The sequence below is a fragment of the Paracoccus sanguinis genome (assembly GCF_900106665.1).
Lineage (GTDB): Bacteria > Pseudomonadota > Alphaproteobacteria > Rhodobacterales > Rhodobacteraceae > Paracoccus > Paracoccus panacisoli.
The window spans coordinates 1-25,657 of sequence record NZ_FNNA01000011.1 but is presented as its reverse complement, the minus strand read 5'-3'; the positions used below and the strand labels follow the sequence as shown (position 1 = coordinate 25,657).

27 protein-coding genes and 1 pseudogene are annotated in these 25,657 nt (G+C 62.9%); 14 read left to right on the top strand and 14 right to left on the bottom strand.

Translation table 11 applies throughout. From position 1 onward, the window contains the following. Positions 1–1,038, top strand: a complete 1,038-nt coding sequence (locus tag BLW17_RS16905; protein WP_036732773.1) for an FUSC family protein — start codon at positions 1–3, stop codon at positions 1,036–1,038. Positions 1,039–1,342: 304 nt separating this feature from the next. On the opposite strand, the gene BLW17_RS16900 is transcribed toward BLW17_RS16905, so the two are convergent. Next, complete coding sequence (locus BLW17_RS16900) at positions 1,343–1,843, bottom strand: transposase (protein ID WP_231572757.1); 501 nt, start codon at positions 1,841–1,843, stop codon at positions 1,343–1,345. Between the two features lie 129 nt (positions 1,844–1,972). On the opposite strand from BLW17_RS16900, the pseudogene BLW17_RS16895 reads away from it, so the two are divergent. Then, positions 1,973–2,521, top strand: a pseudogene (locus BLW17_RS16895) (HAD-IC family P-type ATPase); the annotation flags it as partial. A 336-nt stretch (positions 2,522–2,857) separates the two neighbouring features. Here the strand turns inward: BLW17_RS16895 and BLW17_RS16890 are convergent. From BLW17_RS16890 to BLW17_RS16845, 10 genes are read right to left on the bottom strand one after another with little or no spacing between them, the layout of a single operon-like run. Beyond that, positions 2,858–3,799, bottom strand: coding sequence for a GIY-YIG nuclease family protein (locus BLW17_RS16890; RefSeq protein ID WP_074827095.1), 942 nt, complete (start codon positions 3,797–3,799; stop codon positions 2,858–2,860). Between the two features lie 14 nt (positions 3,800–3,813). Then, the gene (locus tag BLW17_RS16885; RefSeq protein ID WP_036732771.1) at positions 3,814–6,882 is read right to left on the bottom strand and encodes a type I restriction endonuclease subunit R; all 3,069 of its coding nucleotides are present in this window, start codon (positions 6,880–6,882) and stop codon (positions 3,814–3,816) included. Next, complete coding sequence (locus BLW17_RS16880; RefSeq protein ID WP_074827094.1) at positions 6,879–7,577, bottom strand: retron system putative HNH endonuclease; 699 nt, start codon at positions 7,575–7,577, stop codon at positions 6,879–6,881. Before BLW17_RS16880 ends, BLW17_RS16885 begins: the two co-directional genes overlap by 4 nt. Further along, positions 7,561–8,838: an AAA family ATPase gene (locus BLW17_RS16875; protein ID WP_036732769.1), complete on the bottom strand. Its 1,278-nt coding sequence runs from the start codon at positions 8,836–8,838 to the stop codon at positions 7,561–7,563. Before BLW17_RS16875 ends, BLW17_RS16880 begins: the two co-directional genes overlap by 17 nt. Then, positions 8,835–10,082 (bottom strand): restriction endonuclease subunit S, encoded by a 1,248-nt coding sequence (locus BLW17_RS16870; protein WP_074827091.1) that lies wholly within the window; start codon positions 10,080–10,082, stop codon positions 8,835–8,837. The genes BLW17_RS16875 and BLW17_RS16870 overlap by 4 nt, the downstream gene beginning before the upstream one ends. Further along, a complete protein-coding gene (locus BLW17_RS16865) occupies positions 10,079–12,082 on the bottom strand; it encodes a type I restriction-modification system subunit M (RefSeq protein ID WP_036732767.1) in 2,004 nt (667 codons plus the stop codon). The genes BLW17_RS16870 and BLW17_RS16865 overlap by 4 nt, the downstream gene beginning before the upstream one ends. A gap of 46 nt (positions 12,083–12,128) precedes the next feature. After that, positions 12,129–12,332 (bottom strand): type II toxin-antitoxin system Phd/YefM family antitoxin, encoded by a 204-nt coding sequence (locus BLW17_RS16860; protein WP_036732765.1) that lies wholly within the window; start codon positions 12,330–12,332, stop codon positions 12,129–12,131. Positions 12,333–12,391: 59 nt separating this feature from the next. Next, entirely contained in the window at positions 12,392–12,793 is a 402-nt protein-coding gene (locus BLW17_RS16855; protein ID WP_036732762.1) for a hypothetical protein, read from the bottom strand. Continuing rightward, complete coding sequence (locus tag BLW17_RS16850; RefSeq protein ID WP_036732759.1) at positions 12,790–14,112, bottom strand: recombinase family protein; 1,323 nt, start codon at positions 14,110–14,112, stop codon at positions 12,790–12,792. Before BLW17_RS16850 ends, BLW17_RS16855 begins: the two co-directional genes overlap by 4 nt. After that, entirely contained in the window at positions 14,109–14,564 is a 456-nt protein-coding gene (locus BLW17_RS16845) for a DUF2924 domain-containing protein (protein WP_036732756.1), read from the bottom strand. The genes BLW17_RS16850 and BLW17_RS16845 overlap by 4 nt, the downstream gene beginning before the upstream one ends. 317 nt (positions 14,565–14,881) lie before the next feature. On the opposite strand from BLW17_RS16845, the gene BLW17_RS16835 reads away from it, so the two are divergent. From BLW17_RS16835 to BLW17_RS17525, 4 genes are all read left to right on the top strand, one after another. Beyond that, positions 14,882–15,244, top strand: a complete 363-nt coding sequence (locus tag BLW17_RS16835) for a hypothetical protein (RefSeq protein WP_139306060.1) — start codon at positions 14,882–14,884, stop codon at positions 15,242–15,244. 18 nt (positions 15,245–15,262) lie between these two features. Continuing rightward, positions 15,263–17,056 (top strand): hypothetical protein, encoded by a 1,794-nt coding sequence (locus BLW17_RS16830; protein WP_036732750.1) that lies wholly within the window; start codon positions 15,263–15,265, stop codon positions 17,054–17,056. Between the two features lie 94 nt (positions 17,057–17,150). After that, positions 17,151–17,384 carry a hypothetical protein gene (locus BLW17_RS16825; protein WP_036732748.1) on the top strand — a complete coding sequence of 78 codons (234 nt, stop codon included), beginning with the start codon at positions 17,151–17,153 and terminating at the stop codon, positions 17,382–17,384. Between the two features lie 175 nt (positions 17,385–17,559). Further along, positions 17,560–18,273 (top strand): RNA polymerase sigma factor, encoded by a 714-nt coding sequence (locus BLW17_RS17525; protein WP_231572756.1) that lies wholly within the window; start codon positions 17,560–17,562, stop codon positions 18,271–18,273. On the opposite strand, the gene BLW17_RS16815 is transcribed toward BLW17_RS17525, so the two are convergent. Both BLW17_RS16815 and BLW17_RS16810 read right to left on the bottom strand, forming a co-directional pair. Then, positions 18,183–18,617, bottom strand: coding sequence for a type II toxin-antitoxin system VapC family toxin (locus BLW17_RS16815; protein ID WP_036732744.1), 435 nt, complete (start codon positions 18,615–18,617; stop codon positions 18,183–18,185). The genes BLW17_RS17525 and BLW17_RS16815 overlap by 91 nt on opposite strands. After that, complete coding sequence (locus tag BLW17_RS16810) at positions 18,614–18,853, bottom strand: FitA-like ribbon-helix-helix domain-containing protein (RefSeq protein ID WP_036732787.1); 240 nt, start codon at positions 18,851–18,853, stop codon at positions 18,614–18,616. The genes BLW17_RS16815 and BLW17_RS16810 overlap by 4 nt, the downstream gene beginning before the upstream one ends. 123 nt (positions 18,854–18,976) lie before the next feature. Between BLW17_RS16810 and BLW17_RS16805 the strand changes: the two genes are divergently transcribed. The 7 genes from BLW17_RS16805 (at position 18,977) to BLW17_RS16775 (ending at position 24,498) form a co-directional block, all read left to right on the top strand. After that, complete coding sequence (locus tag BLW17_RS16805) at positions 18,977–19,177, top strand: hypothetical protein (RefSeq protein ID WP_036732741.1); 201 nt, start codon at positions 18,977–18,979, stop codon at positions 19,175–19,177. Next, positions 19,174–21,414, top strand: a complete 2,241-nt coding sequence (locus BLW17_RS16800) for an AAA family ATPase (protein WP_036732738.1) — start codon at positions 19,174–19,176, stop codon at positions 21,412–21,414. The genes BLW17_RS16805 and BLW17_RS16800 overlap by 4 nt, the downstream gene beginning before the upstream one ends. 351 nt (positions 21,415–21,765) lie before the next feature. Next, positions 21,766–21,990, top strand: a complete 225-nt coding sequence (locus BLW17_RS16795) for a hypothetical protein (protein ID WP_331429080.1) — start codon at positions 21,766–21,768, stop codon at positions 21,988–21,990. Beyond that, a complete protein-coding gene (locus BLW17_RS16790; RefSeq protein WP_036732736.1) occupies positions 21,983–22,363 on the top strand; it encodes a DUF6362 family protein in 381 nt (126 codons plus the stop codon). Before BLW17_RS16795 ends, BLW17_RS16790 begins: the two co-directional genes overlap by 8 nt. A gap of 148 nt (positions 22,364–22,511) precedes the next feature. Beyond that, positions 22,512–22,868, top strand: coding sequence for an HNH endonuclease (locus BLW17_RS16785; RefSeq protein WP_036732733.1), 357 nt, complete (start codon positions 22,512–22,514; stop codon positions 22,866–22,868). Between the two features lie 116 nt (positions 22,869–22,984). Beyond that, positions 22,985–24,289, top strand: coding sequence for a site-specific DNA-methyltransferase (locus tag BLW17_RS16780; protein WP_036732730.1), 1,305 nt, complete (start codon positions 22,985–22,987; stop codon positions 24,287–24,289). Further along, positions 24,286–24,498, top strand: coding sequence for a DUF7220 family protein (locus tag BLW17_RS16775; protein WP_036732727.1), 213 nt, complete (start codon positions 24,286–24,288; stop codon positions 24,496–24,498). Before BLW17_RS16780 ends, BLW17_RS16775 begins: the two co-directional genes overlap by 4 nt. Positions 24,499–24,687: 189 nt before the next feature. On the opposite strand, the gene BLW17_RS16770 is transcribed toward BLW17_RS16775, so the two are convergent. Continuing rightward, the gene (locus BLW17_RS16770) at positions 24,688–25,314 is read right to left on the bottom strand and encodes an SOS response-associated peptidase (protein ID WP_036732724.1); all 627 of its coding nucleotides are present in this window, start codon (positions 25,312–25,314) and stop codon (positions 24,688–24,690) included. A 59-nt stretch (positions 25,315–25,373) separates the two neighbouring features. Here BLW17_RS16770 and BLW17_RS16765 point away from each other — a divergent pair. Further along, on the top strand, positions 25,374–25,657 hold a 284-nt coding region (locus BLW17_RS16765; protein ID WP_139306059.1), incomplete at its 3' end, for a P27 family phage terminase small subunit.

Here is a 25,657-nt window from a genome sequence, read left to right as displayed (position 1 = left end):
ATGTATGTCGCACCGCGCCCGCATGTCGATGACGATCCGCTGTTCGCGGTCCGGCTGTCGAGCGCGGCGGTCGTCGGCTTCGGCCTGGCGATCCTGCTTCAGTCACCGATGCCGATGTTGCCCCCGGCGCTGATCGTCGGCCTGATGGCCGGCATGCGCAAGGCGTTCGATCCGAAGAAGGCGGTCGGCGGGCCTGTGGCGATGATCATCATGGTGATCTTGATATCCGGGCTGGTGGAATTGGCGCGGCCGATGCCGCTGGTTCTCATCACGCTGACGGGCGCGCTGTGCGTTCTGTCCTATTACATCATCCTCAGCACCGGCAACCCGATCGGCATGCTGGTCGCGATCGTCGCGGTTCTGATGTCCGTCATGCGCATGTCGTCCGCCGTGATGATGGACTACATGCGCGACGGCTTCATCGAGGCGAGCCTGTGCGCCCTTGTCGCCATACCCCTTCTCTACGCTGTGTTCCCGCCGCGTGCGAAGGAAATGATGGTCGAGATCTACCAGCCGGCCAGCGAAGGCCATCACGTGCTGCGCGCATTCATCCGGGGCGGCGTCCTGCTGCTCCTGTCGTTCTGGCTCTATGCCGTTCTCGATGCGGCCAATCTGATGCTCGCCGTCGCCGCCGTCTTCGTGCTGGTATTTCCGACACGCGAACAGCTCTATGCCGAGGCGTGGGAACGTACTCTCGCCACGATGATTGGCGCGGCGATCTCGTTCGCCATCCTCTATTCCTTCGACTACATGGCGCACTTTCCCGTCCTGCTGATCCTTGTGTTCCTGGGTGGTCTCTTTCTCGCGAGCCGGATGATGAACGGCTCCCATCCGCCGATGGTCTACCAGTTCGCTTTCTCGGTCATGATCTCGCTCGTGGCCGGCGCGTTGTCGACGCAGAACCCGGTTTCGGCCAGCACGCTGCGCATCGTGCTCACGCTTGTCGGAGCGGTCGGAGCCGCATTCCTGACAGCCCTCCTCGAACGCCTGTTGATCGGCGACGAAGCGCATGACAGGCTGATTGTCCCGGAGCCGTGATTGTCCCGCCAGCATAGCGGCGTGCCCGCGATCGGTGCAGGTCTTCAGCCCGGTGCAGTCGGGTCCAGCGTCATCCGGATCTGTCGCCTGATTGACACCCCTCCGCAAACTACCTACGAAAGGGAAGGCCATGCCCCACAAGCGTTAAGTCAAGGGGATGGTTGCATTCCTTGCATCAGCAGCCTGGTTCTTCCTGCGTCTCGGTGGATCGCAAATGTGGCGCATGATGCCGGCGAAGCTGTTCGAGATTTCGCTCGCCGTTCGCACCGTCAAGATAACGGTGAGGATCGCATGCCGTAGGAGGCTATGCAGCCGCCACAGCGACATGGGCCTGGTTGACCACGGTTTCGTCGTCGCAGGGGGGAGAGTCGAGAACGTCGGTGACGGCCTCTTCGATCATCAGCGCCAGGATAAGATGCGCCGTCAGCCAGGTTCTGGCCAATCGCACGTCCCTGGCCGGAAGCTTGTGGATGCCAAGACCACTCTTGAGACGCTTGAAGGCGAGTTCGATCTGCCAGCGCAGCCGATAGACGTCCAGAACGGCTTTAGCCGTCATGTCGGCTGCCGGGATCGACGTCAGCAACATGACGAACCCCGTCGCCGCGACGGTTGTCGGCAGCATGACCTGACTGGAACGGCGGCGCTGATGTCTACTTATTGCCGACTTCAAGGAGCGTTCCGCCGCTTCGGCATCTTTCCGTTTGATGATGAGCCTTGCCTGAAACAGAGGCTTGCCGCGTCCCTTCTGCTTGTGGCCAGAGTGTTCGATGAAGACATCGATCTCGCGGACTTGGCCAATCCGCATCGGCGCATAAACGGCATTCCAGTCGACCGGATGGCCATCCATAATGACGATGCGTATGGTGCGCCAACCTGAGCGGACGATGAAATCGGCGCCGGCGGCAATCACCTTTTCCAATGACGGCGCACGGGCATAGGCGAAGAGCTTGGCCTGAGGCCCGAGGAAATCCACGCCGACATGCTTCCGGAGGACAAGGTCCGGATGGCTGGCGAACTGGCTGCCCGCGGCAAGGTCGCCTTCGTCGGCGATGGCGTCAATGACGCAGCGGCCCTGGCTCGCGCCGATGTGGGTATCGCTATGGGCGCCGCCGGGTCGGACGTCGCACTGCAGGCGGCGGACGTGGCTCTTCTTTCGGAGGATATGGGGCGTCTTGCGGAAGCCCATCGCCTGGCGCGCCGCACCTCGCGGATCATCCGGCAGAACCTCGCCTTCGCCATGGGTGCGATGGCGATCCTTGTCACGGGCGGCCTGTTCTTCGAGCTTCCCCTACCGCTCGCCGTGATCGGTCGCGAAGGCGGAACGGTTCTGGTGGTGCTCAACGGCCTGCGCTTGCTGAGGGACCCTATCAGGCGCGGCAAAGCCAAGCCAACGTCACGAGATCAGGTCGCGACGGCCGCCAGCATCGTTGCTCCCGTCCAACGGCATGCCTACCGCAGGAAGATCCCGCGGCGCGCCGGTTGAACGCGACGACTCTCCAACTCGTTTCCGACATGGAGAAGGTTGGATATCAGGCCCATCCCCTCCGCCACTTGCCTTCGCGAAAGCGTTCTCCCCATCCGGCTACGGCCGGATTTTTCCGTTGTTTTCGGGGGTTATGCGGGTGGGGCTGTCAACCGGCCCAAGTGCCAGCAGGGCCGAAGTCGGTCTCTCACGACAGATATTCTCCGGACCTGTCAACTAGGCCCGTATGGTTCAGCGAGTTAACCCGCTGATTTTGATGACTTAATGCGCAATCCCTGCGGCAACTGTTATCGGATTCCATGCGCATGGCAGAGCGGACCGGGATCCAACTCCTCTTCATACGTTCGCCACAGGCTCGCCTTGAGGCAGTGTGCCCTCTGCCTCCCAGTCAGCGTAGCACCTCCCGTCTGCAAGCTTCCACAGTATGCGTCCGTTCGCGCTGGCTCCAATCACCGTTGCTGCAGCTGCCGAAGCTGAGGTGAAACTGTAATCGCTCGCGAAGACCAACGTGCTGGCGTCAAAGCGAAGGACGCCCGACTTCAGAAGCGTCTCCCGAAGCGCAAGAGTGCCCTTGGGGATAGTAGGCGTAGTGCGTGCGCGCGCCTTGGAACCTGCCTTCACGACGAAGTCGCCCGATTGAGAGATCACCATTTCCGCAGAGAATCCTTCCCCCCTGAAAAAGAAAACCGGGCTCGGTTCGTCTGCCGACGTAGTCAGTTGTTCCAGCGGTTCAGCTGCCCTGCCGCGCATCTCGCGGAACAGATCCCACCCAAGCGCACCGACAAGTGTCTTGGTCTGGTCGACGAATTCCTCCATGGCCGCCCTGTCGGGCAGCGGGAGCTTGCCAGCATCTTCGGAAGGACGTTTGCTGTTCGGGACATGCCACCGTGGATTGCCCCCAACCGCACGGATGAGGCAAGCTTCCACATATCGTGCATGGCTTTTGGTTAGATTTTCATCTTTGCTGATGAGCACCACGGTATCGGTCCAGTAGGCCTTCGGATCCCGTCCAGCGTCATTCGAATTATGGGTGTAAAGCCGCGAGCCAATACCCTCAGACTCGCCGATATAGGCGATCAGCTTGTCGGGTTCGTTTTCGTCTGAGCCAATGAGTAGGTAAAAACCAGGACGCTCAATCTCCGGAAATGCCTCCCTTACTCGCCGAAGCTGATTCCTTCGACAGGCAATTGCTTGAATGGTCGACATAGAAATCTGTGCGACCCGAATACCGTTTGGGTCGCCATCAAGTAGGAAGATGTTGATCGAACGAGGCTTCAACTTGGGAACGCCTTTCACGGACGGTTAGGCTGGGAAGTAGCACGGTTCTCGCTGTTCTGGGCCTCAGCCGTGGTATTGAGCTTGCGATAGGCTTCCGATGACAGCCAACCAGTCACGACTTTCTGGAACGACTTGTCATTCATGAACCGAGCGAAGATCTCTTCGTTCTGATCCATGCGTTCAACGAACAGTGTTTCGAGCAGGTTCTTGAAAACGAGTTCAAACTTGTCGCCTGGATTTACAGCTGCCGCCTGCCTCAAGGCTGCATCCGAGATCGCCGCTTCCACGATCTGATCGAAGAACAACTGGTCGGCCTGATTGAAGTCGGTGCCGAACCGGTCGTTGACGACATCAATGAGTCGCGAGAGCGGCACCGCTTCCTCGTGGAGGACACCGGTTCCGACCTCGGATGGGCCATCGAGCCGGTTGGCTTGGCCATCATTCAGGCTGATCGAGCCTTCGCTGATCTTCTGAAGACGGTAATATTCAAGCCGCACTTCGTCATCGAACTGATAGGACGGCCCGGCGCCCCGCTTTGGCAGTTTAGTCGCGAGGTGGCGCAGGAAAACATAGAGGCGTTCGAGGTCGGTGTCCTGATAGGGAATGATCTGGCTGAGGAATCCGTAGAGACTACAAAAGGCCATCAACTTGCCGCGCCACAGCTCGGCCTCGTCGGGCTTCTCCTCCTGTGTCTCCTTGAAGCGGGCCACGCAAGGATCAAGTGCGGCATTCATTAACTGATGGTCGTTTGGGCTCTGGCGTTGGCGCGGCTTGAAATAGACGGCGCTGAAACGGTCCAGGTCCGCGACGACATAGATGCCCTCGGCATCCAGTTCGCTCTTGATCTCATACATCCTGGCCGGATCGACATCCTCGCCGACCTCAGCGCCTTCGAAGTAGGTCTTGAACGCCTCGCGGATTTCATCGCGCTCGTTGACGAAATCGAGGACGAACGTGTCTTCCTTCAGGGGGTGGATTCTGTTCAGGCGAGAAAGCGTCTGCACCGCCTGGATGCCAGCAAGCCGCCGGTCCACATACATCGTGTGCAGCAAGGGTTGATCGAAGCCCGTTTGGTACTTCTCGGCGACGAGCAACACCTGGTATTCCTGCGTCGCAAAAACCTCCGGCAGTTCCTTCTCACGGACGCCGAGATTCATGCCTTCCTCGGTGTAGGTGACGTCCTTCAGCTTGTCGTCCGTGACTACGCCTGAGAATGCCACCAGCGATTTGATGGCGTAGCCCTTCTCCTTCACGTAGCGATCGAAACTCTGCTTGTAACGAACGGCCTCGAGGCGGGAACCCGTCACCACCATGGCTTTGGCGCGGCCACCGATCTTGTGCTGCGTTGCGGCGTGGAAGTGCTCAATCATCACTTCGGTTTTCTGAGCGATGTTGTGCGGATGAAGCTTAAGGAACCGCGCGAGGGCGCGTGCTGCCTTCTTCCGCTCGACGTTCGGATCATCCTCGCTCGCCTTGAGCAGCTGGAAATAGGTGGCGTACGTCGTGTAGTGCTTTAGGACGTCGAGGATGAAGCCTTCCTCTATCGCTTGGCGCATTGTGTAGCGGTGGGCGGGTTTGCCGTCGCGCCCGAATACCTTGAGCGTCTTGTGCTTTGGCGTAGCAGTAAACGCGAAGAAACTGAGGTTTGCCTGCCTGCCGCGTTTCGCCATCGACCGATATAGCTCGTCCATGTCGTCTTCGTCGTTCGCCGACCTGGCTCGCGCAGCCTCTTCGCGAAGGCCCTGCCCGCCGAGAACTTCCTTCAGGTCGGTTGCTGTCTCGCCGCCCTGCGAGCTGTGTGCCTCATCTATGATCACCGCACACCGGCGCATCTTCAGCACACCTCCTTCGGCGTCGCCTCGCTCCTCGGCGATCTTGGCCAACTGACGCGAGACGAATGGAAACTTCTGAAGCGTGGTGATGATGATCGGCACGGCACTTTCGAGTGCTTCCGCCAGCTGGCGCGAATCCTCGTCAATCTTCTGGACGACGCCGTGCTTGTGTTCGAACTGGTAAATCGTGTCCTGGAGCTGCTTGTCCAGGACAACGCGGTCAGTGATGACGATCACGCTGTCGAAAACCCGCACGTTCGCTTCGTCATGCAGCGATGCGAGCCTGTGCGTCAGCCAGCCGATGGTGTTGCTCTTTCCGCTGCCGGCCGAGTGTTCGATCAGATAGTTGTTGCCCACCCCTTCTCTCAATGCCTGGTCGACCAACGAGCGGACCGCTTCAAGCTGGTGGTACCGCGGAAAGATCATCGTTTCCTTCTTGACCTTTCGACCCTGGTCGTCGCGCTTCTCCTCGACCTGGAGATGAATGAAGCGCGCGAGGAGGTCGAGCAGGCTGTCTCGTTGCAGCACCTCTTCCCACAGATATGCCGTTCGGTAGCTCCTCCCCTTGGGGTCGGGCGCATTACCTGCGCCACCGTTGTTGCCCTTATTGAAGGGCAGGAAATGGGTGGCCGCACCTGCAAGCCGCGTGGTCATGAACACCGTGTCCGTGTCAGCCGCAAAGTGGACCAGCATGCGCCGCTTGAACTCAAAGATCGGTTCGCGCGGGTCACGATCATGGCGGTACTGGTGCAAGGCGTGTTCGACCGTCTGTCCGCTCATCGGGTTCTTGAGTTCGACCGACACAACTGGAATGCCATTCACGCTCAGTGCAACGTCCAGGGATTTTTCGGAGGTCCTCGAGAAGTGCAATTGCCGCGTGAGACCGACCCGGTTGGCGGCGTAGCGAGCTTCCAGCTCCGGGTTCAGCCCATGCGCCGCCTTGAAGAATGCCACCCGCAGGGTCTTTCCGTAGCACTTGAAGCCGTGGCGCAAGGTGGCCAGCGAGCCCTCCCGGTCCATCCACTTGGTCAGATCGGCAAGGACCTGGGAGCCAGTTTTTTCCCCGTGGAGCGCCTCCAGAGCCTTCCATTCCTTCGGCTGTGTGTCGCGGATGAACGAAAGGACGGTCTCGGGAAAGATTGCGCGATCACGGTCGAAGCCCGACGCAGGCTCCGGCACGGCACCATTCGCCAGCATCGTGGCTTCGATGACGGTTTCGAACGCTCCTTCTGAATGCCGGGCGTGGTTCATGGCCGACCTCTCGCCCCCCTGATCTTCTCTATGCGCTGGATCTGCCGATCGAGTGCCTGAATCAAAACAAACGAATAGGGTTCAAGTGCCCCAGCCTGTTGTTCCGCCTCTTCAAGATACCGAAGTCGCCTTCGCGCATCCGCTATGCCAATTGAGGCAGGACCGCGCCCACGGATCTGGAGCGTTGCGTCAATCGCGGCCTTTCGAAGATTGACTAGCGCAGGGTCATTCAACCCGAGGCGATTAATTGTTTGGGTTGCCGCGTTGTCGCTAGGAGTGCTGGCCTCAACCTCTCCGTTCAATCGGAATGAGAACCGTCCAGCACAGCCAGCAGACAGCGGCGAAACAAAAAGGTGTTCATCCGCAACAGTCGGCCAATCGGCCTTCTTATGAGCGCCATAGGGCAACTGTGGCGTGTTCGGAGCAGGAACGCTAGCAACAAGGTTTCGGTAGTCCACGTCTTCACCAACCGCACAGCGCGACTGCGGCCGGAGGTGCTCGATGTGGCAACTATCAATGTCGATCCGCCGCCCGGTGTAGGCGCACAGACCCTTCTGCTCTTCCACGAGTGCTGTCCGGATAGACAGCCGGTGTGCAGCTGTGAGAGATGCATAGCAGTAGTTCGGCAATGCCCTGTTCTGCGCCTTCCAAGCAGTTAAGCCGGCCGGTTCTGCTCCCTTAGTGATCGTCCGCATCGCCGAGCGCCTCTAGGTTGTTGATGGTCGCCTCGAGGCCGACAACGGTCGGATCGTCGCCATGAATGAGGCTCCGCAACTCGGCGAGCTGCGTGCGTGCTTGGTCAAGCTCTCCTTCGTCGAGAGCAGCTTCAATTGCAGCGATCCTCTGCCTCGTGCGCTCTGGCCTTGCGGGTGTGCCCATCAAGTGTTCGAGAATGTAGTTTGTGTCGAGACCGTAGGCCTGTCCGCATCGCCTCGACGCGATCCGGTCCCCCTCCGCTTGCAGCAGGAGAACTCGCTCTGGCTGCGTCTCGCTGATCACCTGCGGCGAATGAGTGGTGGCGATAAATTGGCAGCTACGGAACGTTTCCGTCAAAAGAGATACAATCTGTCGCTGCCAGAGTGGGTGCATGTGCATGTCGATTTCATCAATCAGAACGGTTGCGATACCGTCCCTGACGGGATCGTCCAAGTCCGGATTGGCTTGCGATAGACGTCTCGCCAGGTCCAACGCAAATGCAAGAACGCCTCTCTCCCCCTCAGAGAGATATCGGACGTCGAGTTCAATACCGTCCTTCGAAATCAGAAGATGCGGCTTGTCCGCGCTTTTGGTCGCCCTCAGGCCCGTGCAGGTCGGCAAGAAACGCGCTGCTGCAGACCTGAGAGCCTCAAGGTGGCTGCCCGCCCGCGGCAGTTCATCTGCAAGCGCCTCTTGCGCAAGCATCCAGGAAGCAAGCTCCCGCAGGTGTAGCGGCCGCACATCGGAAAGTGCATCGGCATAAGCCGAAGCGGGCCCAGACTGCGCCCGGCCACCCCTTATCTGTTCATCGGATGGGTGGGAGCGACGCGTTCCGAAATAGACCGCAATGGGCTGGGAGCCAACCGGATACGGTTTCGACAGCCGTGCTGGCGTGAACTCCTCCCTTTCAGGCGTCTCGATGGTCCCTTCGCGTACCGATCCTTCCTTGCCCTCGACAAACCTCTCCCGCGGCTTGTGCAATAGGAAGCGCTGCTCGGCATCATCAGGAAAGCGAAACAAGACGTCCACGGTCAACGATGCGGCGCCCAACCGAATATCATCAGCCGAGAACGCCAAAGGCGCCGCACGGCTTGCCGTGAACTTTGGCATGACCCGGGACAGTGACACACGTAGTGCCTCAAGCACACTGCTCTTGCCGACACCGTTGACACCCACCAGCAAAGTGAACTGCGGGTCGAAGTCGAAAGTCGCCTGGTCGAACCCCCGAAGTCCGGCAACGCTGAGCTGTCTGATCTTCATGCGGCCTCCGGGATTTCGAGCTGGCCGGTCACGGCGGCTGCGATCAGGGCTGCGCGGCGCTCCTTCAGCAGGGCGATGGAGTTCTCGGTCGCGGTGCGCAGGCGGTCGATCTTGGCGGTTTCGGTGCTGATATGTTCGACGATCTGTTGCTGTTCATCGAGCGGCGGCAGCGGGATCGGCAGATTCAACAGGTCCTCTTGAGACAGATTCTTCATGCTGGCGCTCGTTCCGGTCGCCATTTCCGAGATGGCGGACCTAACCATCGGCGATGACAGCACCTGAGCGACAAATCTTGGCAGAGCGCGCTTGACCTTGGTTTCGATCTTCCAAAGCCGGTCGGGCAAGAAAAGGTTGGGGTGGTCAGTTTCAACATACCCTGACTCCCCGACTAGTAGCGGCGTGTTCATTCTGCTTACGATGATTGAACCTGCCGACACGGGGCAAGAAACGCGCTGGTATTCATGAAGCCAGACCGACTTGTTCTCCGACGGAAAGAAGGAACCTGCGAGCACTGCGCTCGTCTTCAGGACACCAAGCTCGTCACCTTGTGCCGGCTGATCGGTTGCATTGACGCTCACCCCCGACGTAACTCGGGCAACGACCCATTTGAGATCAAGAGCCTCCCAATGCGCGGGAATGTCGCCGAGCCAGTCTATGCCGGAGGGACGCAGCGGGACCGAAGGGTCGAGGCCGCGCATGACGGCCTCGGCCACGATGGCGCGCCGTTTCTCGGCCATCAGGTCGAGCAGCTTCTGCTTGGCAGCGATCAGCGCGTCGATTTCGGCGGTTTCAGCAACAAGGAACCGCGAAATTGCCTTCTGAGTCGATCTTGGCGGAACGGGAACAGGAAGGTTAGCAATCACCTCAACGGCAATCCCGGGTTGCGCGGCGGACTGCGAATATTGGTTCAAGTTCATGAAGGTAAGGAGCTCACCAAGCCAGTGAACTTCTGCGTTGCCTTGAACATCCGCAACAATCGCATGCTCGGACGCCCAGAACTGGCCAGAAGCGTAGTTGATGTTCCCGCAAAGTGCCCCCTGCCGACCAATGAGAACAAAATCACCTTCGCGGTTGAAGCGGTCGGTATAGCCCCGAAGGCCGTTTCCGCCGAAGACGGGATACTCACCTTCATCGCGTATTTCGTCGGACGTGATCGCATCACCGGCGGCCATCCGCGCGACATATTTCAGCTTCTTGAGGATCCACTGATCGGGCAGCACGGCTGTGGCAGAAACGACGTTCATTCCGTCACCTCCCGCAAGAGCCGCAGGATTTCGTCCTCCGCCTGCTTCAGGTCCGCGTCGATGTCGACCAACCTGCGGGGCGGCGTGATCTGATAGAAGTGGCGGTTGAAGTTGATCTCGTAGCCGACCTTGTCCTTGCTCCGGTCCATCCAGGCATCGGGCACATGCGGCAGAACCTCGCGCGCGAAGTAGGCGTCGATATCCTCTTTCAGCGGCACGTTCTCGAAGTCGCGCAGGTCGGGGTCGGCCTCGAAACCCTTGCCTTCCCTGACTTTCTCGGCCTCCGGATCCTTCTCGGTGAACACGTTGCGGAACAGCCTGACCTCGGGCGCGCGCCAGCGGGACTCGCGCTTTTTCAACAGCTTCTCGATGCTGGCCCAGACCTTGTTCCAATCCAGTTCCGGCTCGCGCCCCAGCGCCTGGTCGATCGCCTGAATGTCGTCGAGCAGATGCGGCGCCGCGTCGAGGAAGCGGGCCTTGTCCTCGACTGTCATCTTGTAGCGCAGCCGCAGCGGGCGCTCGACGGTGACGCGGGTATAGCCGAAATCGGCATTGTCGAAGATCTTGGACTTGGCATTCTGGGCGTAGCCGCCGTAGAGGCGCACGATCTCGGCGATCTGATCGGGCTCGTCCGGGCGATCATCCCCTTCGGGTGCCTTGCCCGCGCCGATCTTGCGGCGCTTGTCGCCCTGGCTGCGACCCATGGGCATCCAGATGTCGCGCGCGTCGACCAGTTGGATGGTGCCCTTGCGATGGTCGGGCTTGTTGTTGGTGACGACCCAGATGTAGGTGCCGATCCCGGTGTTGTAGAACATTTGCTCCGGCAGGGCGACGATGGCCTCGAGCATGTCGCGCTCGATGATCCACTTGCGGATGTTGCTTTCGCCACCGCCTGCACCCCCGGTGAACAGGGGTGAGCCCGAGAACACGATGGCTGCACGCGAGCCATACTTCTGCGACTCGGGATCGACGTCCTCGAACTTCGAGATCATGTGCTGCAGGAACAGCAAGGATCCGTCGTTCACGCGCGGCAGGCCAGCGCTCCACGGGCTGTCTTGCGGGGCCTTCTCGTGGCGGCGGACGATTTCCTTCTGCTGCTTCTTCCAGTCCACGCCGAAGGGCGGGTTGGCGATGAAGTAGTCGAAGGTCTGTCCTTCGAACTTGTCGTCGGTGAAGCTGTCGCCGTACTGGACGTTCTCACCGCCGCCGTTGTGGTCGACCTGCTTCATGAGCATGTCGGAAGCGGCCGTTGCGAAGGCGCGCTTGTTATAGTCCTGGCCGTAGACGTAGAGCTTCGCTTCCTTGTGGTGATCGCGCATGTAGCGCTGTGCCTCAGCAAGCATGCCCCCCGTGCCGCATGCCGGGTCGAGCATGCGCATGACGGTGCCTGGCTTGCTGAGCACGTCGTCAGCATCCATGAAAAGAAGATCGACCATAAGGTGGATCACCTCGCGGGGCGTGAAGTGATCGCCCGCAGTCTCATTGGCCAGTTCGTTGAATCGTCGGATGAGGTTTTCGAATACGAGGCCCATCTGATCGTTCTTTACCCGGTCTGGATGCAGATCGACCTTCAGGAACTCTTTCAGCACGAGGTAGAGGATGTTCGCCTCGTCCATCTTCTCGATTTCGTTGGTGAATTCGAAGAAGTCGAATATGCGCCTCACGTTGGCCGAGAAGCCACTGATGTATGACGAAAGGTGGCGTGCCAAGTTGGGGGTATCGCCGATCATCGTTTGGAACGTCATCGGCGAACGGTTATGGAAGCGGTGCCCGGATGCCTTGTTGAGCATCCGGTCGAGAGCATCGTCCTCCAGCCTTCCACCCTTTCGCTTTTCATACTCCGCCAGAACCTGGTCCTTTGTATTGGCCAGCACGCAATCGAAGCGACGCAGAACGACAAGCGGCAGCATGACGCGCTCATACTGCGGCGGGCGATAGGGCCCGCGCAGGAGGTCCGCGATCTGCCAGATCAAGTTCGCCAGGTCCGAGTGGCTTGCCATGTCGTTCAGTCTCCTGCCGGTTTGTCCGGTCTGTTGTTATGTTTGATCAGTCTTCTTGCCCCGGGCGTTTGCCCGATGCCCCGGAAGCCACCTGCTTCTTCGCCTTTGCCGTCAGTCGCTCGAATTCTTCAACGGCAAGCACCACGACGACAGACCGGCCGTACTTCTCGATGGCAACAGGCTCGGCCCGCGCCATGTCGATCAGCCGCCCGAAGGCGTTCTTGGCATCGCGCGCCGACATGCTTTGCATGGTGAGCTCCTCCCCGAGTTGGAGCTACTTTAGCCAAGATGTAAGATGATGGATAGACGCTAACTTGCTGAGTCGCATGTCAAAGACAAAGCGCGTTGCGCTTCCCATTCGGATGGGAAGTCAGCTTGCACGGCGGCCTTGAGCAACTCTGTCTTGTACTGTCCGTCAAGCACACCCTCGACAATTTCAGGAGCCAAGAGCGTCAGACGGAGGATGCGCGCGAGGTAGGTGGTCGAGATCCCCTCCTTGTGCGCGAGTTCTGAGACAGTCGAGAACTCGCCGGTGTCAAGCAGTTGCTTCCAGCGGAACGCACGGGCCAGCGCCTTGATGACCGTTGCGGAAGGCTGACGCGGGGCATTCTGACCGGCGGGCACAAGCATCTCTTTCCGACCGCCGCGCTTCACAAGGCGGAACGGGACATGCACGGTGATGGTATCTGGGATCGCCTTTGTGCGGGTCATGCCGCTGCTCCCACCTCTGGGCCCATCTCGCGCGCCAACGCTGCCAGACCGTCCGTGCGCAGTCGCACATTCAGCCCATCGGTGCCGATGTCGACCCGCTCCACCAGAAGCGCCACGATGCGGGCCTGTTCGGCTGGGAACATTTCATTCCATAGCGGCTCAAGCAGGGTCAGGGCTGTGTAGGTCTCGGCCTCGTTGATCCCCGCATCTTTATGTCTGGCCACCTTCCACGTGCCCGCAACGATTTCGGGCTGCCGGAGCACGGCGCGCAGCTGGTCGATGACGGCAGCTTCGATTTCACCCGCTGGCACCCGGCCAATAGGACAGGAACCGGCCCCATGCTTCAGAACAGTCTGGCTCACGTAGTAGCGGTACAGCCGCCCGCCCTTGCGGGTGTGTGTCGGTGAGAACGCTGCACCATCGGGGCCGTAGAGCAAACCCCGCAGCAGCGAGGGCGTGTCGGCGCGGGTGCGGGCGGCGCGCTTGCGCGGGCTTTCCTGCAGAATGGCGTGTACGCAGTCCCATGTGTTGCGGTCGATGATGGCGTCATGCTCTCCGGGATAGCTCTCGCCTTTGTGGACCGCTTCGCCGATGTAGGCGCGGTTGTTCAGCATCCGGTAGAGGTACTTCTTGTCGATCCGGTTGCCGCGCTGCGTGCGGATGCCGCGCTTCGCGATCTCCCGCGCCAGTTCGGTGCCCGATCCGATCTCGAGGAAGCGGGCGAAGATCCAGCGGACCTGTTCGGCCGCCTCCTCGTCGGTGATCAGCTTCCGGGCTTCCACCCGATAGCCGTAGGGCGGCACCCCGCCCATCCACATGCCCTTCTTGCGGCTGGCGGCGACCTTGTCGCGGATGCGCTCAGCCGTGACCTCCCGCTCGAACTGGGCGAACGAGAGCAGGATGTTAAGCGTCAGCCGGCCCATCGACGTGGTCGTGTTGAAGGCCTGGGTCACCGAGACAAAGGTCACGCCGTTTCGGTCGAACACCTCGACCAGCTTGGCGAAGTCTGCGAGCGAGCGCGAGAGTCGGTCGATCTTGTAGACCACCACGACATCGACCAGCCCGTCCTCGATGTCGGCCATGAGCCGCTGCAGGCCGGGCCGATCCAGCGTCCCGCCGGAGACGCCGCCATCGTCATATTGATCGCGGACCAGCACCCAGCCTTCCGACCGCTGGCTGGCGATGTAGGCTTCGCATGCCTCGCGCTGGGCGTGGAGGCTGTTGAACTCCTGCTCCAGCCCTTCCTCGGAGGATTTCCGGGTGTAGACCGCGCAGCGCAGCTTGCGGACGACCTTCGATCTTTCCGGCGGCTTCGTCATGTCCGCCCCCTGTGGTTCTTGAGCCCGAAGAAGGTCCACCCGTTCCAGCGGGTGCCGGTGATGGCACGGGCGATGGCGGACAGCGATTTGTAGGGTCGCCCCTGCCATTCGAAGCCGTCGGCGGTGACGGTAACGACCTGTTCGACGCCTTGCCATTCGCGCAGGAGGCGTGTGCCAGTGATCGGGCGGTCACGGTCGGCACGGATGCCGCGCTTCTTCCTGTCGCCGCCGTCAAGTTCCTCGCCCAGCCGCTCCAGCCGCCGGATCGTCTCGGGCTTCAGCCCGCCATAGGCCAGTTCCTGGATGCGATAGGCGATGCGGCTTTCGAGGTAGCGCCGGTTGAACGGCGGCGGCTCGCTGTCGAACAGGTCGCGCCACTGTTGCTTCAAGTCGGGCGTCGGCGTCGTCTTGAGTGCGGCCAGGCGCGCGGGGATGGGGTCGTGCGTCGTCATGCTTTCTCCGTTGGCTTCCGGGTTGCATGACGGCATTGGTCGGGCGGATAGTGTAGGCGAATTTCTCCAATTTCGTCAAAAGGTTCGCCCCGCTCGCGCTTCATAAGTCGGACCAGCCCGAGCGCCAGCAGGGCGCACAGCTCGGCGCGGCGTTCGGCGGGTGTCATAAGGTAGGGTGACAAGGGGTTGGGGCGCTTCATCTCGGGCTCACAGGCTTCTCGAAGATGAAAAGCCACCCGTCCCGGAGGATCGGGACACGGTACACAAGATTATTTTGCGCTTTTCCCCGCTTGGGTTAGCGTTGGAAAACTCTGATCATGGAGATCTGCATGGTTCGAGCGCCAGCCAGGTCCTGCCCCGCCCTGTCCCGCCTGTTCGGCGACGCCGATGCGTCGATGATCGCCGCGTTTCTGCGAATGCGGGTTTTCGACAAACTGGCCTGGCTGGTCGATTACTACTTCGATCCGGATGAAGCGGACGGGAACGTGCCGGCCGCGGCCATGCTGCGCGAGCAGCGCAAGGAGAAGCTGTCGCCGCTCGAAACCGAGGCGGCCCGCATCGTCACCATGTCGTCAGATCGCGGCCAGTTCGCCCTCGACGGACTGGTTCGCTCCAAACTGGCGACAGAGCAGAAGCGCGAGTTCGAGGGGCAGCGCGACGCGCTGGCGCGTAGCTTGTGAGCATATCTCAAACAGCCGATGCTGTTCGAGGCGGCCGAGAACACCCTGCATCTGCGGCTCTATCGCCGCTATGACCGTCACTATCAGACGTTCATGGTCGAGCCTGCGGAGGACGGTGGTGCTGATGTCGAATCCTTTGCGCTGCGGGCCCTGCTCGAAGATCTGCGCGCGAGGCTTGACCGGGGCGACGGCTATGAGGTCGACCGGTTCGCCATTCCCCCGGATGGAGATGAACCCGCTCAGGTCATGTACCTGGTCGTTCACCCGGAACCTCCCACCAGCGTGCGGGAACTCCACGACGACGGGCAGCGCACGACAATGTATTTTCGCCCGCCCGGTGAAATCATGATTGTGCACACCCCGAGCACCGGGCGCGTGCATGTCCGGGCCGGGACCCGAAAGCTGCGCCATGACGCGGCCGAGAGCTTCATCAGAACGGTGCTCGAGCAGGAGCCATCGCAACAACCCGTCGATTTTCAGGCCTATGACGTCGCGCGGTTCTTTGGCGGGTTCGATCTGGAGATCCCCGACTTCGAGGACGTGAGCATCCTGCGGGCTCAGGTCATCCGCGCGGACATCAGTATCGGCAACCTCGCCAGCAGGCTGTCGGTCTCGACGCCGCTGAACGAGGACATCGGACAGCTGATCAGCGATCAGCCGGGGCTTGACAGGATATTCCGCAATGCCCTCGCGATCCGGTTTGTGGAGATTGCGGTTCAATACCGTCGCGTAGGCGTGGACGGGGAGCGTACTCTCGACTTTACCGTCACGGACCGGAACACCACGAGCCTGCACAGCCTGGACGATCCGTTTGAACGGGTCCTCGGGCACCGATTGCTTCGGTATTGGGGCATATTGCGGGACGGGCGGGCACCGACGCCCCGAGAGAGCATGGCGGTCCTTCCTGCGCTGCTGGCGTTGTGGAACCTCGGGTCTGACCGGATCAGCGGTTCATGGCTTTTCGAGCGCGGGGTAGATGTCAAAACTTTGCTCGATCTCGGGTTTCTGGTTCCCGCAGGTTGGGAAGGTGACGAACTGGTCGACGACGAGGACGATTTCGCGGAGCATGTGGCCGCTGTCGTGGTCCCCCCTGGGGGAGCCGAATTGCGCTCGAGCGATGGCCAGTCCTCCGCAGCTGCGATGCCCGATCGCTACCGCGTCTATCGGGTCCGCGACGGGTGGGTTGCGGCCCACCTGCGCGATCAGCTCGGCAAGGCGCTGGACATCACAGCGATGGAGGACATCAGGCCGGAGCTGGTCGCACTCGGCGCTCTCGAAATCGATGGCCGGGCGGTGCCGCTGTATCTCGCGCGCAGGCTCGAAGATGAACGTGTCCACGCCGCCATCGACACTGAGCTTCGAGCGCGGGACAAGCAGGGGATCGGCCTTGTCCTACAGGCTGGCGACCTGCCGGGGACATCTCTCGCGGCGAACGTGCTTGCCAGGCTCACCGATCACATTCTCCCGGACGCGGCCGAGTTTGCTGTGGACCTGACGAGCCTTGCAACGGCGTTTCGTCGGAACCGATCGCTTGCCCATGGCAGCGCGGCGGTCGAGTTCCAGAAGTCGGGCGATAGCGTGGGTGTGTTGAGCGTCCCCGGCAAGGGCACCATCGAGATCGTGGGCGCCCAGCGAGTGGTTGTTATCGATCGACTGGTTCAGGCACATCCGAGTCCCATGAAGTCGGAGGACCTGACGGCTGGCTTTGGCGATCAGTCGCTTGGCAACATTTTTGGTCAAATTCTTTGGAATAAACTGAAGGACGGCTTCCTGCGCTCCCCGAAGCGCGGACTGTGGGAGATCGCCGTCTGAGCTCCAACTCCGCTCCAACTCCGTTCAGGGGGTCTGACTAACTCCGATTCGCTGCTTCATTTGGGGTGCTCCTGATCACAGAGGAGCATTCCAAATGCCGACCCCCACTTCCTTCCGCCCGGCTCGCAAAGTGCCTGCTGGCCTCGCCACCCGCATCGCGGGCACTGCGAACGACTGGCGCTGCAGCTGCTGCAGCAAGCTGCTGGGCGTGCGCCGTGACGGTGTGATGCATCTGAGCTTTGCGCGCGGGCACGAATACCTGGTGAGCCTTCCGGCGACGGCCACCTGCCGCGGCTGCGGGACGCTGAACCAGGCGACCGCGCGCTAAGTCGCCGCCCACCCACTCCCCCGATCATCAGAGGCGCACGACGCCCTGAGGCCCGAGAGAGGCGCTGGACGCCCGGCCGGAAGGCTGGCGTCCAGTGTGTCATTCCTGGTCCGGGATCCGTGACGATCTCGCCCGTTCCTCCACGACCCTGCAGTTCCAACGCGACTACCGTGCGATGCGCACGGCCGAGGCGGTCCTGCAGCCGTACGCCGACCCCACAGCATTGCTCAGCGCCCTGCATCATGGGCACCTTGATCACGGTGCGCGTAACGCCATTCTCGCCGCCCTCGTGCGTGCATCGCAGCAAGACGACCGCATCGCTGACCTGGCCCTCCGCATGCTACTGCTGGCACTCTGGCCGGGACTGGATGCGATCCGCGGCCGCTGCCTGCGGCGGGGCGTCGGCAGCCGCGATGACATCGCGTCAGAGTTGCTGGCGCGAACGACCGAGCAAGTCCGAACGCTTGACCTCAGCCGGGTCAACCGGATCGCAGCAACCGTGCTGCAGAACGTCGAGCGCGACCTGCTGCGTGCCGCCCGACGAGAAACTGCCCGGCAGCAATCCTGCCCGTCGCTGGACCCGGACTGGCTGGAGGCGCCACCCTCATGGGCGGAGCAACTGCGTCTGCGCGCGGAGCTGCGGCGCGACCTCGTCGCCCTCATCGGCCGGGACGCGGACCTGGTTCTCGGCGTGGCCCTGGACGGTGCCAGCCAGATCGAAATGGGTATGACGTTTGGCCTGTCGGAACCCGCGGCTCGGAAGCGCTATCAGCGCGCCGTGGTGGCGCTGCGGCAGCATCATGGGCCAGGAGGGATCGGCTTCCACGGATCGACGACGTCCACGCCCATGGCGATGAGCGGCGCGACATCGCGGGTGGCGACGGGATAGCCGTTCGCCGCAGCGATGGCGGCGATCGCGCCGTCCGGGAAGCTCACCGTCCGCCCGTGCCGCTCCGCCGTCGCGACGAGCACGCCAAAGGCATTTGCCGCGGCTGCGTCGAACTCGAGGACCCTGCCGGGAAAGACCTCCGTCAGCATCCGCTCGAGCCGAACCTCGAAATCATCCCGGCGGCGGCCGGGCTCGAGCCGCGCCATGCCGAACCGCAGTTCGGCCAGGCTGACGGTGCTCAGGTGCAGGGTGCTCAGCTCCTGGCGGTTGAGCCAGTCGATCACCCGCGGCTCGGGGACCGGCTTCATCGTCTCCGAGACGACGTTCGTATCAAGGATGATCATTCGAAGCAGGCCGGCTCCACGGGGGTGTGGTCGCGCTCGACTGAGAACCCGTCCATCGCGGCGCCTGACCAGATGCCGCGCATCAGATCGCCTGCACGTGGCCGGCCCTCGCGCAGAACCGCGCGAGCGATGATCTCGCGCAGCTCGGCCTCGGCGCTCCGGCCATGGGCGGCCGCCTGCGCCTTCAGGGCGCGATGCACCTCGTCCGGGATCTGTCGCACGACGATCTGGGCCACGGCCGCCTCCATCGATATCACACGCTGCAATAGATATCACATATTATTCCCCTCCTCAATGTCCCGATCGGCGTGCGGGGGTGGCTTTTGACCAGGTGAAGCCCCTGTTCACGAGCCTGATCGATGACGCTGCCGCCCGTTCCGCCGCCCGATCTTCTGAAACGCCTGCCGGGATATTACCGGCGTTGGGAACTGACCGAACTGGTCATCCCGGATCGGTACTACTTCTTCGAGGCAGCAGGCCTGCACGGCGACGGTGAGCCGCTGTTTGCGGTTTATGTCCAGCCCGCAGATCTGGCGCCGGGCGAAGGGCGGCTGCAATGAGCGCGCCCGGCATCGATCGCGACCAGATCGCGCTGTTTGTCGACGTGGTCTTTTCCTGGTGCGACGGCCTGATCCCGCTGCGCGGCCTGCCCGAGAAGGGCGTGACGCCGGTGCCGTCGAACGATCTGCGCTGGATCCCGGCAGACGCGGGCGCGCCCGAGATCATCGCCACAGCCGCGCGAGCCGCCGCGTCCGTCGGACGCGCGATCTATGTGATCCCCGGCACGGTCGGACACAACGGCGAGGCCCGCGCTGAGCATGTCCGGCAGATGCAGGCGCTGGTCGTCGATCTCGACGAGGGCGACATCTCCGCCAAGCGGGACCACCTGATCCGCAACCTCGGCCCGGTGACGCTGACCATCGAGAGCGGCGGGTTGACGGAGGCGGGACAGCCCAAGCTGCATCTGTGGTGGAAGCTGACTGAGCCGGCCGAGGGCGAGGACCTGGCCCGGCTCTGCCGGCTTCGGGCGACGATGGCGCTGAAGGTCGGCGGCGATGACAGCTTCGGCTCCGCTCACCAGCCGATCCGGGTGCCGGGGACGATCCATGGCAAATATGGACGGACGGCGCAGGTCCGGATCGTCGACCAGCAGCCCATTGAGGTCGATCTGACCGAGTTCGAGGCGCGCGTCGCGGCCATGCCGGCCTTGGCGGAGACGTCCCGATCCCGCACGCCCCTGGAGTTCAACACCGGCACCAAGCCCCCGATCGACGACGTCCTGACCACGCCGGTGCGCGAGGGCGCGCAGGATGACTGGACGCGGTTCCACGGGGCCAGCGCCGCGATCGGCTATTACCTCCGCCAAGCCCACGAAGGCCGCCTGAGCCTCGACGAGGCCTGGGAAGCGATCTGCGGCTACAACGCCGCGATGCTGCAGCCACCGTGGCCCGAGGATCGGCTCAAGGCCGAAACGCGTCGGCTGTGGCAGCGTCATCTCGAACGCAACGGACCTGCGCAGCCGCCGCGGCAGGAGGCGCCGACAGGCCCGCTCGCCTGCTTCAGCCTCGGCCAGCTGCTCGATGACCGCAGCGCGCTGCCCGACGACATCATCGCGCCTCGCGTGCTGACCCCGGGCGGGCTGCTCGTCCTCGGCGGAGCGCCCAAGGTCGGCAAGAGCGACTTCCTGATCTCCTGGCTCGTCCACATGGCTGCCGGCGTGCCGTTCCTCGGCTTCACGCCGCCACGGCCGCTGCGGGTATTCTACCTGCAGGCCGAGCTGCAGTATCACTACCTGCGCGAGCGCCTCCACCAGATCGGCCTGCCATCCGCAGTCCTTGTTGCCGCCCGTGACGGCTTTGTGGCCACCCCGCGGCTGAAGCTGCTGCTCGACCACGGTGGCGTCACCCGCGTGCTTAAGGCGATCCGGAGCGCCTTTCCCGAGAGCCCGCCCGATATCATCTGCATCGATCCGATCCGGAACGTCTTCGACGGCGGGCCGACGGGGCCGAACGGCAGCAGCGCCGGCGAGAACGACAACAGCGCGATGATGTTCTTCCTGCGGGAGCGCGTCGAGGCGCTGCAGGCGGCGGTCAATCCCGATGCCGGTGTCATCCTCGTCCACCACACGAAGAAGCTCTCGAAGCAGCAGGTGAAGGACGATCCTTTCCTGGCCCTCTCCGGCGCCAGCGCGCTCCGGGGTTACTACACCACGGGCCTAATCCTGCACCGCCCGAACGAGGACAGCACCGCCCGTCGCCTCGAGATCGAACTGCGCAACGGACCGGCGCTTGAGCCGAAGCTGGTCGACAAGATCGGGGGCACATGGGTTGAGGTCAGCCGGCTCTTCGAACGCGTCGTCGGCCAGGAAATGGGCGCCCGTCACGATGCCGAGCGGGATCGCAAGCGCGACGTCATCCTCTCGATCCTGCTCGCCGAGGCCGCCGAGGGGCGGCTCTATACGTCGACGCAGTTCCGCGAGGCGTTCGAGAACCAGTTCGGCCTTGGCAGCCAGTCGACGATTCGTGACCGGATCAATGTGCTGAGCACCAAGGGCTATATCCGCTTCCTGCGCGACGGCACCGAATTCGGCCACGAGGTCGTTCGCTCGAGGTTCGGATATCTCTGCGTCCACGGCATGGTGTTCGGCAGCGAAGCGCAGGTCGATCCGGAGACCGGCGAGGTGCTGTCGACCGGCAAACCGGTCGTTGCCAGCCACTACAAGTCGCCCGCCAACGGCCTCTGCATGGAGCTGGATGACCCCTGCGACTGGCCCGATCCGGAGGACGACCATGCGTGAAATCGTCCTCGACCGCGGTTGTTCGTCCTCCAGGATTTCTTGTTCGACCTCAGGACAAACATGTTCGTCCTCCCCCGTTGTTCGTCCTCAATCCTGCAAAATCAATGTATTAGGGCAGGACGAGGACGAACATGTTCGTCCTCTTGTTCGACCTCTGTTCGTCCTCTTTTCCTGTTTTGCTACAGAGACTTACCCGCTTTGGAGGACGAACAACGGGACCCCCCATACTACGTATGGGAGGGCCGGCCTCGGGGCCGAGCCCCCCATCCGTGACGTCCGTGCCCGCGGTCCGCCGTTCTCTTTCGTCTCTGCCTCACCCGACCACTGCGGCCAGAACGACAGGAGAAGACGATGGCCCGAATGAAACTGACGACGATGCGCTACACGCCCCCTGGCTACGGCGGCACGCGGCGCAGCCCCGATGAGGTCAAGCGCGACGGCTGGCAGGACATGGGCCTGCTGGCGGTCAGCCTGGACGATCCGCGCCTGACCTGGCCGGAGCGCGAGATGGTCGCGCAACTGGGACGCAAGCTCTACGGCCCCTGCGCTAGTGAGGGAGGGCGCGGCGATGGTTGAGCGCAACTGGACTGCCGACGATGTCGCCGATCACTTCGCCGAGGCGTTCCGCACCTTGCGCAGGCTCCCCTCCGCTGCCCCGCGCGGTCACGGCAGCCACTGGCCGCAGATCCTGCGCAGCGCCCGCGAGATCGCGGCGATGGAGCCGGAGCCGATGCGGGTGGTGCCCTCGGCGCAGGCGATCTCGGCGCTTGAACGCACCTTCGACTGGGCACTCTGGATCAACGAGACCGAACGCAAGCTGATCTGGTCGCGGGCGGCGCGGGTGCCATGGAAGGTCATCTCCGGCGAGCTGGGTTGCGACCGGACGACGGCGTGGCGACGCTGGCAGCTGGCGCTCACGAAGATCGCGGCGCGGCTGAATGCGTCGTGAGTCCAGAGTGTTGCAACACATTCCTGTTCGACACCTGCAACAGATCCGTGCTACAAGCAGGGCATGATCGGGAGAAGAGCGCCAGGAGCGCCACCCGGTCTTCTCCACCCGTTCCGTTCTTCCAGCATCTGTCCCGTTGCGAGGCACCATGCCGCAGCGCCCGCCCATCCATCGCCCTGTGGGGCGGCGCGACAAGCGCGAACGTGACCGCGACACCGACCGCAAGCGCGACCCGGCAATCCGCGCGCTCTATCGCTCAGCCCGATGGCTGGCAGAACGGCGGCTGTTTCTGGCTCACCACCCGCTCTGCGCCGAGTGCCAGCGCCAGGGGCGCCTGACCACCGCCAACACCGTCGATCACATCACCCCGCATCGCGGCGACACCACCCGGTTCTGGGATCAGACTGGATGGCAGCCGCTCTGCGCCCCCTGCCACAGCCGCAAGACCGCTGCCGAGGATGGCGGCTTCGGCAATCGGCGGACCGGGCGCGAGTCCTCCGACTGACCCGGGGGGAGGTCAGATCTCTGGGCGGTTCGACGTCAGGACCGCGCGCCAAGCTTTCTGCATCCGTGGCCAAAATGACGAGGGGGGGGTAGCCCCCGATCCGAAGGAATTAATCCATGCTCGATCGTGAACTCGAGGTCGCCTATCGGCCCCTCGACAGCCTGGTTCCCTACGCCCGCAATGCGCGCACCCACTCCGAGGCGCAGGTGGCCGAGATTGCGGGTTCGATCCGCGAGTTCGGCTTCACCAACCCGGTGCTGATCGCCGAGGACGGCACGCTGATCGCCGGTCATGGGCGGGTGCTGGCGGCGCGACTGCTCGGCATGGATACCGTGCCGACGATCACCCTGACCGGGCTCAGCGACAACCAGCGGCGGGCACTGGTGCTGGCGGACAACCGCATCGCGCTCAACGCCGGTTGGGACGAGGCGCTGCTGTCGCTGGAGCTCGGCGACCTGAAGGACGCCGGGGTCGATCTCGGCATCATGGGCTTCGAGGATGGCGAACTGGACCGGCTGTTGGCCGGCACCGAAGATGCCGATCAAGGATCCACCGCGCCGGTCGTGATCCCCGAGCCGCCGCGGAACCCGGTCTCGCGGACTGGCGATCTGTGGCTTCTCGGCGACCACCGCCTGCTGTGCGGCGACAGCACGAGCCATGACGATGTCCGCCGGCTGATGAACGGCGAGCGGGCGGTGCTGTTCGCGACCGATCCGCCATATCTGGTCGATTACGACGGCAGCAATCACCCGACGCGCAACAAGGATTGGTCGCAGTCCTACGGCGTCACCTGGGACGACAGCAGCCAAGGGGCGGAGCTGTATGACCAGTTCATCGGCGCGGCCGTGGCGGAAGCCATCACCGAGGATGCGGCATGGTACTGCTGGCACGCCTCCCGCCGCCAGGCGATGCTGGAGCAGTGTTGGGAACGGGCCGGCGCTTTCGTCCACCAGCAGATCATCTGGGTGAAGGACCGCGGAGTCCTGACCCGGTCCCACTACCTCTGGAAACACGAGCCGTGCTTCATGGGCTGGCGCCGTCCCAACCGCCCGCCCAAGGTTGCCGAGGAGACTCTGCCGTCGACCTGGGAGATGCCGAGCTTCGCCAAGCAGGAGCGCCCGGACCATCCGACGCCGAAGCCCCTCGACGCCTTCGGCTTTCCGATGCGCCAGCACGTGGCGAGGGGCGGCCTCTGCTACGAGCCGTTCTCGGGCTCGGGATCGCAGATTATGGCGGGCGAGGCCAACGGCCGCCGCGTCTTCGCGATTGAGATCAGCCCGGCCTATGTCGATGTCGCCGTTGAGCGCTGGCAGGCCGAGACAGGGAAGGATGCGATCCTCGATGGCGACGGCCGGACCTTCGCCGAGGTGACGGTCGAGCGCCTCGGCGCGATAGATCAGGACGAGGAGGACGCCGCATGAGTCAGTCACGCACCATGTCGCTGGTCGAGTCGCTGGCCAACGTGCTCGTCGGCTATGGCGTGGCCGTCGTCACGCAGATCCTGATCTTCCCGCAGTTCGGCTGGAATCCGACTCTGGCGCAGAACATGAGGATCGGGGCGGTGTTCACGGCGGTGAGCCTCGCTCGATCGTTCACCTTGCGGCGGTTGTTTGAACGGTTGGGGAGGTAGTAGGTCGCTGTCCTTCCCAACGCTCAGTCCGCACTGACCTGCCGCAACAGGTACCACTGTGTTCCATCGGGGGCGCGAACGCTGCCGCGACGATCTCCATCGCCCTTTTCCGTCATGGCCTCGATCACCTTGGCACCGTTTGCAACCGCACGATCAAACGCAGGATTCGGTCCTCATCACCACGAGGTATCAGGCGGCACCGTCGACAAGTTCCAGCGCACCATCCGCCAAGGGCCTCTGCAGTAAACGTGCCTCGCTCCAGGGCGCGGACATCCACGTCAGCCACTCGGCAGGCTCGGTCAGGATCACCGGCATCGCCTTGGGGTGGACCGCTGCGACCTCAGCATTCGGGGCGGTGGTGAGGAACGCGAAAAGGTCGTCCGTGGTCGGACCATCCTTGACCTTGCGAACCGAGGTCCAACCCGGGACATGGATGCCGGCGAATGCGACGGACCGTCCGTCCGCTGGCGCGAACCACTGGTTGCCCTCTCCCTTGCCGCGCGGCTCGGCGAAGGCTGTCAGTGGCACGAGGCAGCGGTGTGGCGGCCCGAGCCAACGGCGCCAGTGAGGCGAGCCGGTGTTGCGGACGTTGGTGACCCCAGGGTCACGGGCGGTCTTCAGGACCGAGGGCGGTGATGGCAGTCCCCATCGGGCCCTGACCAATTCGCGCTCGCCGTCCAGGCCGATCCGAACGATCGGCGCCATTTGGTCGGGGTAAATCTCCGGCTGGGCAGGAAGGTTGCCGAGCTTGTCCACGGCGGCAAATAGCTGCCGCATCGCCTCTTGGGCACGAGTCTGGCTGTAGAGATTGCACATGCCTACGAGATGGCGTGTCCAGCTGCCACTCGCAATGCGGAAAGAGGGACATCAGGATCATGGCTGGCCGCAAACCCCTTCCGACGCAGCTGAAGCTGGTGAAGGGCACGGCGCGGCCGCACCGGATGAACCCCGCCGAGCCGCAGCCCGTCGTGGCGGTGCCGCCGCCGCCCGATCACCTCGACGATGCGGCCGCTGCGAAGTTCACGGAACTGGCCCAGCTGCTGGCGCGGCACGGAGTGATGACAGAACTCGATGCCGGGGCGCTCGCCCGCTACGTGGTGATCTGGCGGCGCTGGCTCGAGGCAGAGGCCGAGGTCAAGCGCCGCGGCCCGGTGGTGAA